Source organism: Chitinophaga deserti, assembly GCF_003149455.1.
Classification (GTDB): domain Bacteria; phylum Bacteroidota; class Bacteroidia; order Chitinophagales; family Chitinophagaceae; genus Chitinophaga; species Chitinophaga deserti.
On record NZ_QFFK01000015.1, the window covers coordinates 24,409 to 37,388 of the forward strand.

The following is a 12,980-nucleotide window of genomic DNA, read 5'->3' on the forward strand; positions in this document are numbered from 1 at the left end:
GCTTAAACAAATGATTGATATCACACATAAGAGCAATAGTCTGCGGGTAGCCACTGCACAGGCTATCGTTAAAGTCAGCAAACAGGAAACCATCGATGCGGTGTTGAATAAAACCGTCCCGAAAGGGGATGTGTTCGAGATGGCGAAAGTGGCCGGATTATTCGCTGCAAAGAGAACTTCGGATATGATTCCCGATTGTCACCCTTTGCCTATAGAATACACTGGCGTACAGTATGCGGTAGAAGGATTGGAGATCAGGATTACGGTAGAGATAAAAACCGTGTACAAAACCGGTGTGGAGGTGGAAGCGATGCATGCAGCATCTGTAGTGGCGCTTACCATGTACGATATGCTGAAGCCTATTGATAAGTCTATCGAAATACACCAGATAAAGCTATTGGAGAAGAAAGGCGGTAAATCGGACAGGAAAGATACGTTTGAAACGAAGATCAAAACTGCGGTGATCGTTTGTTCGGATACCATTGCCAACGGTACTAAATCCGATGCCTCGGGAAAGGCGATTATCGAGAAACTGCAAAGCCACCCTGCGGAAGTGATCGGGTATGAAGTGATTCCTGATGGTGTAGAGAGTATTCAGGCGCAGCTAAAACTGTGGCGGGAGCAGGGCGCGGAAATGATCCTGCTTACCGGTGGTACGGGCCTGTCTAAACGGGATTATACACCTGAAGCCATCAGGCCGCTGCTAGACAGGGAGATTCCCGGTATCGGCGAACATCTTCGACAGTATGGACAAGACCGTATGCCTTATTCCATATTGTCCAGGAGTATCGGAGGGCTTATAGGTGATACGCTTGTTATTGCCCTGCCAGGTTCCACGAATGGAGCGAAGGAATCTATGGATGCTTTATTTCCGCACATCCTGCATGTGTTTAAGATGATACACGGAGGGAAGCATTAACGCCAGCGTCATTTTCACAACTACGTTTCCTACAATATCCCCAATAACTCTTCCTTACTTAAATGTTGCAATAATGTGGCATCAGTGGTAACAAGATCCTGGGCAAGCTGCTGCTTTCTGGCCTGCAGTTTCCTGATTTTTTCTTCGATCGTGTCTTTACAGATCAATCTCACGGCCATTACATTCCTCTGCTGCCCGATACGGTGAGTACGGTCTATGGCCTGATTCTCTGCTGCCGGGTTCCACCATGGGTCTACGAGGTATACGTAATCGGCTTCGGTGAGGTTAAGGCCAACGCCGCCGGCTTTCAGGCTGATGAGGAATACGCGGATGGAATCGTTGGTCTGGAAATTGTTGACCTTTTCTCCGCGATTGCGGGTTTGCCCGTCGAGGTACTCGAATGGGATGTTCAGTTTTTGAAGGGCTGTCCTGATAAGGTCGAGCATAGTAGTGAACTGGGAAAATACAAGTATTTTATGCTCCTGAGATTTGTTGGCAATCTGTTCGGTCAGCACTTCGATTTTTACCGAGTTATCTCCCGAATGCCCTTCTTTCAATAATATCGGTGAATTGCAGATGAGGCGCAGCCTGGTAAGACCGGTTAATACATGCATGGGGTTCTTATGGATCTCTTCCACGGTAGATGCTGCGATGTAGTTACGAAGCTCCTGTTCACAGGTGTCGTACACTTTCCTTTGTTCGGCGTTCATCTCACAATAGATGGTCATCTCCGTTTTTTCGGGCAGCTCCAGCGCCACCTGCTTCTTGGTGCGGCGCAGGATGAAGGGTTTAACAGTCTGTTGCAGTTCCATGGCCCGTTTCGTGAAACCGAACTTATCGATGGGGATGGAATAGATTTCTTTGAAATATTGTTTACTGCCTAACAAACCCGGACAGGCAAAAGAAAGCTGTCCGTATAAGTCAACGGTGTTATTCTCAACTGGTGTGCCTGTAATTACGATGCGGTTGCGGGATTGCAGCAGCCGGGCTGCTTTATACCTTTCTGAGCCGGGGTTTTTAATGGCCTGCGACTCGTCAAGGAAAATATAATCGAAACGAAACGTTTTAAGGAAGGTGATATCAGATAGCATGGTGCCATAGCTCGTGAGTACGATATCGGAATTATGCAGCCCTTCCACGCTTTTCAGGCGGGTTCCGCCATGGTGAAGCTGTACAGACAGTCCAGGTGCAAAACGTTGTATTTCCTCCTGCCAGTTGAACAGGAGCGAGGTGGGCGCTACCACCAGGTGTGTGGCATGGCCATGCTGTGCTTTGCGGGAAAGAATGAAGGCGATGATCTGAACGGTCTTGCCCAGCCCCATATCATCGGCGAGGCAGCCGCCGAAATTGAAACTGTCGAGGTAATGGAGCCAGTTAAGGCCTTCGCGCTGGTAGTGGCGTAGTTCTGCCTGCAGTCCTTCGGGTACCGCCACCCGGGGAATGTTTCCGGGTGTGCTGAAGGCCTCTTTATACCGCGAAATCTCATTCTGCGCCTCAATAGACAGCACTTCCTGATCAAATAGCTCCGATACTTCAGAGAAATTACTTTTAGGGAATTTGAGCATCTCAGCATCTATTTCCCCTGCCTGAAAGTATTTGGCCAGGCTTTGGATCCATTCTGCGGGGAGCAGGCCGGAGGTGCCGTCTCCCAGTTCCACGAACCTGCTCTTGTTACGGATGGCTTTATAGAGCTGTTTCAGTGAGGCGGTTTTGTCGCCAAAGGTTACTTTCACACTGGCATTGAACCAGTCGATTCCGCTATTGACCTCGATACGGATGCCCGCCTTATACGGACTGCGCTTATTTCCCGGCAGCTCGTTGAAGCCCAGTATGGAAATTCCTGCATCGCGCCATGCTGTGAAAGCGTCGAGGAACCAGTCTTCGTCAATGAATTTGTTTTTATGGAGATAGAAGTATTCGTATGCCTGGATCTGTTCTTTGAACTCCGGGTGCTGGTTCATAACGATCGCCGTTAGTGCCAGTTCGGATTCGCTGTCTCTTTTAACTTTGAATTCATTGCCGTTCCGGTCAACATCAGTGAGTTGTTTGCGGGAATAAACCGGTACTTCGATCTCACCGTACTTCATGACCGGGGTAATGGCAATGTAGTTGCCCTGCTGCTGCAGGTAGATGAGCTTTTCGGTGGAGCGTTTCCTTTCCGTCAGTTGGGACGGAGTGGCTTGTTTGATATAGCTGTAGTCGATATGGACAAGATGCTCCAGCGACCGGAGGGCCGTTTGCATGAAGTTTTCGTACCTGGAAGCATGTACCAGTAAAATCTCGTTATTCTTTTTGAAAAAGCGTATGACCCGGGTAAGATCAGGGTTATCTAAGAGGTATAAGCCCTTCTTGTGCAATACGAATTGATTATGCCGAAGGCTTACTTTTTCAAAGGGGATGGAAACATCTTGCAGCAGTAGTTTGCCGGTAATCTCGTAGAAAGGTGTTTTTCTGAATACCGACAAGTCTATTTCCGCTTTAAGAACGTGCAGTTCGATTTGGGTTAGTGACCTGGGGGAGATCACCTCTGTTATACTTCGGTCGTGTTGATAAACATCCAGTTTCATCGGGTTTGCGCAGATCAGCCGTAAAGCCTGCTGGTCTGATATGTGGTGCATATCGATGGCTTTCTGAGAGATGGATGCTATGGCTGCGATGAACTTTATAACGGAGGGGTCGTTGCTTTCCCAAATGAGGTGCAAAGGATCTACCTGTGCAATGGGGTGTTTTATCTTGCCTGCCTGTGTGATATTGACCCGCATGAGGTGAAAGGTGGCCTGCTGGTAGAGGCGGTGTTTATCTACTACCAGGATAACCCTGCCTTCGGATTCGGCGGCATCGGCTTTTTGTGCCGCGTTGTTACGCAGGGGGAGGAGTTCTTCCGTAAGGGTCCGTTCATTGACCCTGATGAGTGCCTTTTGGATTGGCTCAATCTGGAGTTCGCCGGAAGTGTATATGAGCTGGAAGTAGGTATCGAGGTTGGGTTCATTCTCCAGACCGTAATCCTTCGCGATCTTCTGGAGATATTTGCGCCGTAAGGGGCCATCGAAGAAGATCCGGAACTGATGTTTTTCGATGATAGCAGAAATCACTTCCATCCGATGCTCACAAAGCCCGGTGGTATTGCTTCCGCAGGTGCAGGAAGACGAGATGGAATTATCTGACTGGGATACTGTTACAGTGGGTGATTGTCCGGATGCCGATTTCCTTTCAAATACAGCTTCGTCGATCTCCAGCGAAACCGGATGGAAATCCAGTATAGTGCCGGTTTCGGGGATGATGCCGTTACGCGTGTGTTGCAGCAGATCGTACACCGAAATGGTACCGATAGTGGCAGCGGGTATGATGTATGGTTCCGGAAATTCCATGTGGATGCAAATATATGCTGGATATTCTGATACACGAAACTATCCGGAACACTACCAGAGGCCGGAAAGGTCTTAGCTGTAGAAGGGTGTCGGGCGGCAGGAGTCCGGGTATGAATTGCGATTATCATGATTGTGCTTTTAAAGGCGACTGTCAAAAAAAGACATCCGGAATTGCGTATATTTAGAAGCACAGGCTATTGAAATAACCCTATAACGTATTGAAAATGAGAAAAGGAAGTTTGATATATAAATATCCGGTTATCTCTTTTGTGGTACTTACATTCCTGATTACTCATGTACTAAATCCAATTATAGTAGAGATAGTTCACATCTTGTTTCCTGGTTTTTCATTCAATTTTCCTGCGTCCCAACTGAATGAAAGAAGTCTGCTGGCGCAATATGGAGGTACTATTGCCGCTATATTCGTTACTGTAAGATTATACGGTTGGAAAGGTTTGCAATCAGTAATTCTTTTAAGCAGGTTGAGCGTTGTTACCATTCCCTGGTTATTTGCAGGTCTGCTGTTGCCTTTGGTTATGATTGTTTTATCTTTTCTGCTTTCGGGAGTAGGTATGAACGTTTTGTTAATGACGCTGCATGATCATTGGCCGTTTTATTTACTTATAATATTGGGTTTTGTAATTTCTGCCGGTCTTGCCGAAGAATTTGGCTGGCGCGGTTTTTTGCTTCCTCAGTTACTGAAGGCTATGCATCCCCTGATGGCAACATTCATAGTTTTTGTTGTTCTAAGCCTGTGGCACTTCCCGGCACTCCTCGCCGGTTGGAAAAATGAGCCAATTTTACCCTGGATTATCCTTGCATTAGCAATTGCAATAATTCACTCATGGTTGTTTTTCAAGTCTAAGGGTAATCTAATTGTAGTGATAATATTTCATGCTTCGTTTGATGCGCAATATTCGTTTTATTCCCAGTTTATTCCCAATGCTGAAATTGCCAATTCGCCCTTTCATCAGGGTTGGGCGTATATCACATTGTATTGCATATTAGCTTCAGCATTAATAGTATTAACTAAGGGGAAGTTAGGATACGATCACTCAATTTTGAATAGCAAAGGTTTTTATGGGGAAGATAGATTGAATACTGTTGATCACATTATCGTTGAAAATAGTACCAGGTAAATTGCCTGTAATAGAAAAAGGTTGAAGGGAAATCTTCAACCTTTTTTGGGTGTGCCTTTGCAGGCTTATTATATGTCTTTATTCCAACAGCTTTTTCAGTCCCGCTTCATAATTGGCAATTTCTGCGATCAGGGTGTCGGTCAGTGCTTTTTTAGCAGCTTTATCCCCATCCATGATGATAGACCAGCGAACAAGCGAAGTGTCTTTACTATCAGGGATAGATTCTACCAGTGCGGTAACGATTGCTTTTGTTACTCCGGAGGGAAGTGGGGTTGTAACTTCAATCACGAAAAATTTATATGCCTCGTGTACCTGTTGTATTTCATCTGAACGCTTGCGGCCGTCTGCAAATTCGAGGTCGCGGAACTGTGTGCCCCCGGTGGTACGGATGTTTACTGCGGTGATCATGCCGTTGGAGTATTCTTTAACTTTCGGCAGGTCGCGGATGGTTTGCCAGATGGTGGGTACGTCGTTTTTGATCCGGGTTTCATGGAGGTATTCCGGGGTAACTTTTTGTGCTGCTCCCATTTGCGCCATGGCGGATCCGCTCCAGCAAATCAATAGCAATAGCAGGTACTTCTTCATAATTCCAGTTGATTTTTGGAAAAAGTAAAAGATTTGCCGGGAATGGAAGGGAGTTAATATGCAAACGGGATAAATTCAGGGACGAAATCCCGGGGCGTTAACAAAAATGTTGTGGTGTGGCAAACTTAACCCAGCGGATTTTCAGGTATGCCGCAGCCGGATACCTTTATAAGTTGCTTTATGTCCTTGATGCAGATTTTTTTGTTGTGCGAGGTAATTATGCCTGCAGACTTAAACTCTGTGAGAAACCTTACAATATTCTCCTTACCGGTCCCTACCATATTGGCGAGGTCACTACGGGAAAGATTGATCATTATATCTTCACCAGCCGCTGTTTCTTCTTTGAATTTTTCGCGCAATACTATTAATGTAATCGCCAGCCTTTCCTTCACAGATCGCTGTGCAAATACTGAAATGCTGTTTGCCAGTACGGTGAATTCATGACTGAGGATTTTGAGTAATCTTCGCGGTAATACGCTGGATTTCTCCAGGATAGCCAGGAAATCTTCTTTAGGTATAAATGCAATGACACTTTCCTCTATTGTAGCAGCGGAGTCGGGATAGCGTTCTTCCGCCAGTATAGCATGATATCCGATTAATTCGCCCGCATTGGCAACGTATATGATCTGTTCCCGGGCGGTATGGTCAACCTGGTACTTTTTAACCTTACCCTTTTTAATAAAGAAAATACCGGAAGCAACAGCTCCCTCCCTGAATATTACTTCGCCTTTCCCATAACGTTGTTCAGACATATGAGAGAGAAGAGCGGCATACTCTTCTTCGGGCAGATTATTCAGGATGGATTGAGACTTGAAATTCCATTTATAGATAGGAAACAGACCTTCTAAACTCATAGAACATGACCCATTTGGCAGAAAAGTGATTTTTTGCAGGTTTTTAATTGAAAAGTATCAATTAAACCGAATGCAATCAAAGGTACCTTTGCAAAATGAAAGTATCAACTATTTCTCGTCCGAGGATTAATTTCACAGACAATCATGAGTGGATTGATTTAAACGGTAGTGTTGGTTTTGTAGGTATTTCTGCTCATAGACTGAAAGGAATTAAAAATATAGTTAATATAGTATGGCATAATCCCAAAGGCATTATTGTGAAAGGGGCTGTTATTGCTGAAATCCACACGGCCGATGAGATTATTTTTATTCAGGCACCTCTCGGTTGCAAGTATCTTGGCCGGAATCAAAAATTATCAGGTAATCTGAACCTTGTATTGGAAAGCCCGCAGGACAATGGCTGGATTTTTTTCGTGACCCCGCTGAAATTTCACAGCCAGGCCCCGCTACTTTCACCTGAATGTTATCAGAAGTTAATACGGTCAAAAGTTGCTAATTAGTAAGGGGAAATAAGCTAATGAAACCAGCATGGTATTTGACGGATGCATCCTTCGACTGGCTGTTCCCGGAAAGGATCCAACAATTGTCAAAGCGGCATTGGACCCCTGTGGGAATTGCAAAAAGTGCGGCTGCATTCCTGGCATCAGCAGGGGGTGGAAAGATCCTCGATATAGGAAGTGGTGTTGGTAAATTTACCCTTATCGGTGCACATTACTACCCGGGATCAATTTTTTATGGTGTTGAGCAAAGAAGTGAATTGCATCATTATGCATTGGCAGCAAAAGAATACACGAAAACGGGCAATTCAGCATTTATAGAAGGCAACTTCACGCAGGTTAACCTTGCAGATTATGATCACTTCTACTTCTACAATTCCTTTTTTGAAAATTTAGACCCCGGAAACAGCATTGATCAGCAGATTGATTATTCCATCAGTCTTTACCGGTACTATACGCGCTATTTGTACAGAGAGCTCGAAAACAAGCCTGTGGGAACGCGGCTGGTTACTTTTCATAGCCTGGAAGATGAAGTGCCTCCCGATTATTGGTTGATAAATGCCTCTGAAGATTCTCTGCTGAAAATGTGGATGAAGAAATGATATATAATAAATACATCAGACCATGACAATTGATTTAAATGTAACTACAATACTTGAACAGATCAGCAGGGCAAAAAACAATATAGAAGTGGAAGCGGTTATCCGGGAATCTGTTAATAACATGACTACGATGAATAATGGAACTATCGTACAGCGCTGCCTTGGTAAATTAGAGATGGCATTGGAAAGGATCCCACCGATTGAATGCAGCAGCGAGCAATGGAGCGCTTATCGTTTCGCACTCATTTGTATCAGAACTAAAGCTGCATGCATATAACGCCTCGCCTGAGAAGAATGTATTAATGAAGCAGTTTTGCGGGAGTCTTGTCAGCTTAGAAATCTTATTTAGCGGGTTATGAGTATCAAGGATAAATTTCCAATTGATAAATGGGATGTCAAAAGTGAATCCATTCTTGCCGATCTTCCACCTGATGTTTTCCAGTTGTTGACAAACCATATGAGTGAGCAGGTTTATAAAAAGAATGAATTGATTTTTAGGGAAGGAGCATATCCATCCGGCATATTTTACATTACCAAAGGAAAGGTCAAAAAGTATAAAGTTGATAATGATGGTAAAGAGCAGATTATCTATTTAGCTGTTACAGGGCAGCTTTTTGGCTATCATGCAGTATTATCAGAAGCCAGGTATTCTGACTCCGCAGCCGTATTGGAAGAGAGCACAGTTGCATTCATTCCAAAAGAGGATTTTCTAAATGCACTGGATTATTCCCCTTTGCTGACCAGGAGGTTACTCAAAAATTTAAGCCATGAATTTGCTGTATTGGCTAACAGCCTTTCTGTTTTCTCACTGAAAACAGTTAGGGAAAGATTGGCCCTTCAATTAATTCTTATCCGGGAGAAGTATAAGGAGAATTATGTGGATGGGATGTTGATTGAGATAAGCATCAGTCGGGAAGATCTGGCCAGTCTTGTAGGTACTGCCAGGGAGAATATTGTAAGGGTGTTATCCGAATTCAAAGAAGAGAATATCCTGGAATCGAAAGGACGGAAAATAATGATTAAAGATGTCAACAGATTGATTACGATAGCGAACTATAAATAGCTGCTACTCTTCGATGATCGAAATATTATCAGTGGTTAACTTCTTTTATTTTTTTATGCTGTATCCCGATGCGACGGACCATTTTGTAAAATCTAACCCGGAATGCATCATAGAACATGGCAATAAGCAGTACAATTGCCGGTATGTAGAAGGTAACATATTCGAATTTAATAAACATATATCCTCCCACGATTCCGCCTGTCAGGAAGAAAGTGATGATAACGAGGCGCAGGATTATTTTTTTTCTTTCGGTTGCAATGTTTTTATCAGAAGCTGATATTAATGTATACAGGTCAATCCCGAGATCTGTAAACATTCCGGTCAGGTGTGTGGTTCTAACCACATATCCGGAAATTGTGGATACCAGGGCATTTTGCATTCCCATTGCAAATAGCAGGCTTCCGGCAAAGTACTCTGTTTTGATGATGGAATGATCAAAAGTATATCCAAAAGTGCCTGCCAGCAAAAGGATTACTATCTCGCATAAAATAGGTATTGCATATCCCGGTCTTTTGTTTTTTCCTTTATTGCCGGTGCAGAGACTTGAAAAAAATGCCCCGGCAAGAAAGAGCAGCAGCCATAGGCCAACCATCCTGGCGGAACGGAAATCTCCCGTGGCCAACTTCTGCGCCAGTAGTGCAGCATGGCCGGTTACATTAGTGGTTAGTACAGCAAAAGCCAATAAACCGGCTGCATTTACCATTCCGGCAGTGAAACATAATAGTACGGCAAGCCGTAAATTATGCCTGTAGTTTCTTTTTCGTCCTACATGTCGCAGCATTTGTTTTCATTATTCCCGGGTTTAATATGCGCCCTATATCACTTTCCCGGTTATCGTTTTATCCACATTTTTAAGAGAAAATCAACTGTAGCATCTACAACCTGATAGCTCGGGGGGATTTCATCTTCCAGGCTATGAAATGTCACTACTCTGGTGCCGCTTGGTTTGTTGTCCAGTGCTTTGTACATATATCGTGTATAGTAGTTGTAAAGGCTGGTGGAATACTCCATATCCTGGTCTATTTGCCCTTCATTGACAATGTTTTCAAAGAAAGAATTGTAGAAATAGAAATTATCAAAGTCATCAAAATCTATCTGCGTAAAGTTATTGTTGATGAATTCAACATTCAGTGATGCGGTCCGTTCTCTGGCAGCTTGTGCAAAATGATATAACTCTTTACGTTGCTCCACTCCATAGAATTTGGCTTCCGGGGATTGATGTGCAGCTATAAGACAGAATTTGCCAACGCCGCTTCCAATATCAAGAATTCTTTTGCCGTTTCCGGAAGCCAGGAATTTGGCGGATTTTCTTGCTACCTCCATAGGTGTCCAGTGCAGCTTGGATAATTGCTGAATCCTCTCCGGATACAACCAGTCAAATGCCGCATCACTCACATACCACGTAGGGCTGGACGTAATATTTTCCATATTTTTTGCTGACGATTTTAGAAAGAATTTACTGTTAGCTGGCAGAAAACAGTTAACCGGGTAACCGGGGGAGAATGTGTTTACTCATGAGGAATGCAGACGGTTTTGCCAGGACTGATACTGCCATTGATATTTCCATATCCGCTGTGCTTTCCAGCTATTTCAACTTGAACCCCTTTATTATTTTTAGTGCAAAGTTACTGGAAGATCCTTTCGGATAAGTTGATACTTTTCAACGGTATTATTGCAAAAAGTCACTTTTGTTTAAGTAATAAACGGGAGTAGCAACAAGTGGTATGGGATTGGAACGCAAGATTGTTTGGGGGATTTTGAATCAGGTAAGATACCCGGGGGCAAACTTAAGCATTCATTAGCATTATCTACCTGTACCGGATGATGAAATATGCTGCATCACTTTCTCTGCTACTTTCGGATTGAATCTTTTGAATCCACAAACAATATAGCCCCTCAGATGCTCTTTGCCGTAATAGGGGTTCTAAATTCATTCTGGAGCCGGATTAATGCTTTTACAAGTTAGTATGAAGCTAAGGACTAGTTAAGGACAAGGTATTATCTAAGGGTTTTTGACGGCTTTTCATGCACTCAACATGCACTCAACATGCGCTCAGCAAGCGCTTTTGATGCACTTATCATGCACTTTTGATGCATTCAGGGTCGCTTTCAAACCGGAACAAATGACCCAAAAGAACCCAAATCGGAACATTTGGACCCTTTGCCTTTTTGAAATAACAGGATGTGCATACTTTTGAATTGTAATTGCAACCACACAGATCATGAGAAGACTAATCAGCATTGTTATTTGAGCTCGGGCCTTAAAGGAGACCCCAAAAAATGTATTTGTGCATAAGTGAAACTGGGCGTACTTCGTAAAATGTAAAAGAAGTGTCATGCCCAGGCGCTTTTTGGAAAGAAACTCCTAGTGGAGGATCGCCCTTAGCATGTTTACGCAACATAGAAAGTCAAGCTGTGTGAAGAAACATATAGTTACGTTTAATTTTGGGAGGCTGATAGTATTTTCATGAATGGGGCAGTAGGCAGTGCATATAACGGGAAATCCGGGTGAAACCAGCGTATAATCTAAGGGGAGTGCGTATGAAAGGTGGACATAAGGTGGACATAAGGTGGATATGAGGTGGACTTGATATTCAGGTGGGATTGTGAAAATAATATCATCGGTGGAGTGGAAAGCTACTTATCCTGTCGGATGATCTTCGGGGTGGAAGCCGTGATATTGGATGTAAATTAATGAAAAAACTGAATGGCTATTGTGGAGTGTGGGAGAGATTTATGTAAAAGAAAAAACCGCGAAAATCGCGGGTTTTAAATTGTTGCTGCACCGGAGTGTGCTTTTCTCGAACCAATTCCTCATAGGTCTAAAATATATTTGCGGTTTAAAAATAGCGGCCTGTGTATTTACAGGCCACTATTCTAATATTACGGCATCAATACTTGGTGTCTTTGCGATGTTTGAATATTTGCCTGGCAACTTTAGAGAATTGCTTTTCATTTCGCCTTTTATCGGCTTCGCTGGCCTTGAAATGGTATTGCTCGCGCAAGAGTTTCAGGTAGCTGCGGTACACCAGTTCCGGCAGGGTGCCGTCCTGAACAGCGGTTGTAACGGCGCATCCGGGTTCATGTTGATGGGTGCAGTCGCCAAACCGGCATTGAGATGCCAGCTCGTTTATCAGCGGGTGGTGAACGCCTTCGTTTCCGCTTTCGCCTGTAACGCCGAACTCCCGCATGCCCGGCACGTCAATGATCATACTGCCATTGGGTAGCAATATAAGATGCCTGGCGGTAGTGGTATGCTTCCCCTTCCTGTTTGAGGTGCTGGTGGTGCCTTCTTCCTGTAACCGGTAACCCAGCAGGCTGTTGAGCAATGTACTTTTGCCTACGCCCGACGATCCCAGCAGGATGTAAGTATGCCGGGGCTGAAGGTATTGGCGCGTCCACGCTTCCTGCTGCGATTCGTTGAGCGCGCTGGTGAGTATCACCGGACAATCATATCCCAGTTCCAGCACCGCTTGCCGGTATGTTTCCGGGTCGGGGACGAGATCGGCCTTGTTTAGGATGACAACCGGCCGGATATTGCACTGTACAGTTTGCTGGAGATAACGTTGCAGGCGCATAGGGTTGAAATCCCTGTCCAGCCCCTGCACGATAAATGCAGCGTCTATGTTGGCTGCCAGTACCTGGCGTGTGCTTTGCGTGCCGGGCGCTTTGCGGCTGAGCGCGTTGATACGCGGCAATATGTCGATGATGATGCCTTCTTCATCATAACGTTTCATCAGTACCCAATCGCCTACTTTGGGATAGGCTTCAGGCTCGCGGCTGTTCAGGAGTGCACCTGCGAGTTCCGCATCCACGTTGCCGGTTTCGGTGATCAGGAGGTGTTTGAATCCCTGGATGGACAATACCCTCGCGACTTCGAGGGACTGTGAGTTGATTTGTTCGGAATGACGCATGAAATGCTCGTTCCATCCGTACGACTGTAATGTCGGCAT

General features: G+C 44.6%; 12 protein-coding genes. 6 read left to right on the plus strand and 6 right to left on the minus strand.

Annotated features, from left to right (window positions below; all coding sequences use genetic code 11):
- Nucleotides 1-10: 10 nt before the first annotated feature.
- Nucleotides 11-919, plus strand: a complete 909-nt coding sequence (moaCB, locus tag DEV76_RS24565) for a bifunctional molybdenum cofactor biosynthesis protein MoaC/MoaB (RefSeq protein ID WP_109700611.1) — start codon at nt 11-13, stop codon at nt 917-919.
- Nucleotides 920-948: 29 nt separating this feature from the next.
- Here the strand turns inward: moaCB and DEV76_RS24570 are convergent, their stop codons facing one another.
- Nucleotides 949-4,287, minus strand: a complete 3,339-nt coding sequence (locus DEV76_RS24570; RefSeq protein ID WP_109700612.1) for a DEAD/DEAH box helicase — start codon at nt 4,285-4,287, stop codon at nt 949-951.
- Between the two features lie 224 nt (nt 4,288-4,511).
- On the opposite strand from DEV76_RS24570, the gene DEV76_RS24575 reads away from it, so the two are divergent.
- Entirely contained in the window at nt 4,512-5,426 is a 915-nt protein-coding gene (locus tag DEV76_RS24575; RefSeq protein WP_109700613.1) for a CPBP family intramembrane glutamic endopeptidase, read from the plus strand.
- A gap of 78 nt (nt 5,427-5,504) precedes the next feature.
- Here the strand turns inward: DEV76_RS24575 and DEV76_RS24580 are convergent, their stop codons facing one another.
- Together DEV76_RS24580 and DEV76_RS24585 are read right to left on the minus strand one after the other, a co-directional pair.
- Nucleotides 5,505-6,011 (minus strand): hypothetical protein, encoded by a 507-nt coding sequence (locus tag DEV76_RS24580; protein WP_157963096.1) that lies wholly within the window; start codon nt 6,009-6,011, stop codon nt 5,505-5,507.
- A 125-nt stretch (nt 6,012-6,136) separates the two neighbouring features.
- Nucleotides 6,137-6,865, minus strand: a complete 729-nt coding sequence (locus DEV76_RS24585) for a Crp/Fnr family transcriptional regulator (protein ID WP_109700615.1) — start codon at nt 6,863-6,865, stop codon at nt 6,137-6,139.
- Between the two features lie 95 nt (nt 6,866-6,960).
- On the opposite strand from DEV76_RS24585, the gene DEV76_RS24590 reads away from it, so the two are divergent.
- The 4 genes from DEV76_RS24590 (at nt 6,961) to DEV76_RS24605 (ending at nt 9,027) form a co-directional block, all read left to right on the plus strand.
- Nucleotides 6,961-7,365: a hypothetical protein gene (locus DEV76_RS24590; protein WP_109700616.1), complete on the plus strand. Its 405-nt coding sequence runs from the start codon at nt 6,961-6,963 to the stop codon at nt 7,363-7,365.
- A 107-nt stretch (nt 7,366-7,472) separates the two neighbouring features.
- Nucleotides 7,473-7,964 (plus strand): methyltransferase, encoded by a 492-nt coding sequence (locus tag DEV76_RS24595; protein WP_109700617.1) that lies wholly within the window; start codon nt 7,473-7,475, stop codon nt 7,962-7,964.
- Nucleotides 7,965-7,986: 22 nt separating this feature from the next.
- A complete protein-coding gene (locus tag DEV76_RS24600) occupies nt 7,987-8,241 on the plus strand; it encodes a hypothetical protein (protein ID WP_109700618.1) in 255 nt (84 codons plus the stop codon).
- A 78-nt stretch (nt 8,242-8,319) separates the two neighbouring features.
- Complete coding sequence (locus DEV76_RS24605; RefSeq protein ID WP_109700619.1) at nt 8,320-9,027, plus strand: Crp/Fnr family transcriptional regulator; 708 nt, start codon at nt 8,320-8,322, stop codon at nt 9,025-9,027.
- A 28-nt stretch (nt 9,028-9,055) separates the two neighbouring features.
- Here the strand turns inward: DEV76_RS24605 and DEV76_RS24610 are convergent, their stop codons facing one another.
- The 3 genes from DEV76_RS24610 to rsgA all read right to left on the minus strand — a co-directional run bounded on the left by DEV76_RS24610 (nt 9,056) and on the right by rsgA (nt 12,980).
- A complete protein-coding gene (locus DEV76_RS24610; RefSeq protein WP_109700620.1) occupies nt 9,056-9,808 on the minus strand; it encodes a YoaK family protein in 753 nt (250 codons plus the stop codon).
- Between the two features lie 50 nt (nt 9,809-9,858).
- Nucleotides 9,859-10,455: a methyltransferase domain-containing protein gene (locus tag DEV76_RS24615; RefSeq protein ID WP_109700621.1), complete on the minus strand. Its 597-nt coding sequence runs from the start codon at nt 10,453-10,455 to the stop codon at nt 9,859-9,861.
- Between the two features lie 1,463 nt (nt 10,456-11,918).
- Nucleotides 11,919-12,980 carry a ribosome small subunit-dependent GTPase A gene (rsgA, locus tag DEV76_RS24620; RefSeq protein ID WP_109700622.1) on the minus strand — a complete coding sequence of 354 codons (1,062 nt, stop codon included), beginning with the start codon at nt 12,978-12,980 and terminating at the stop codon, nt 11,919-11,921.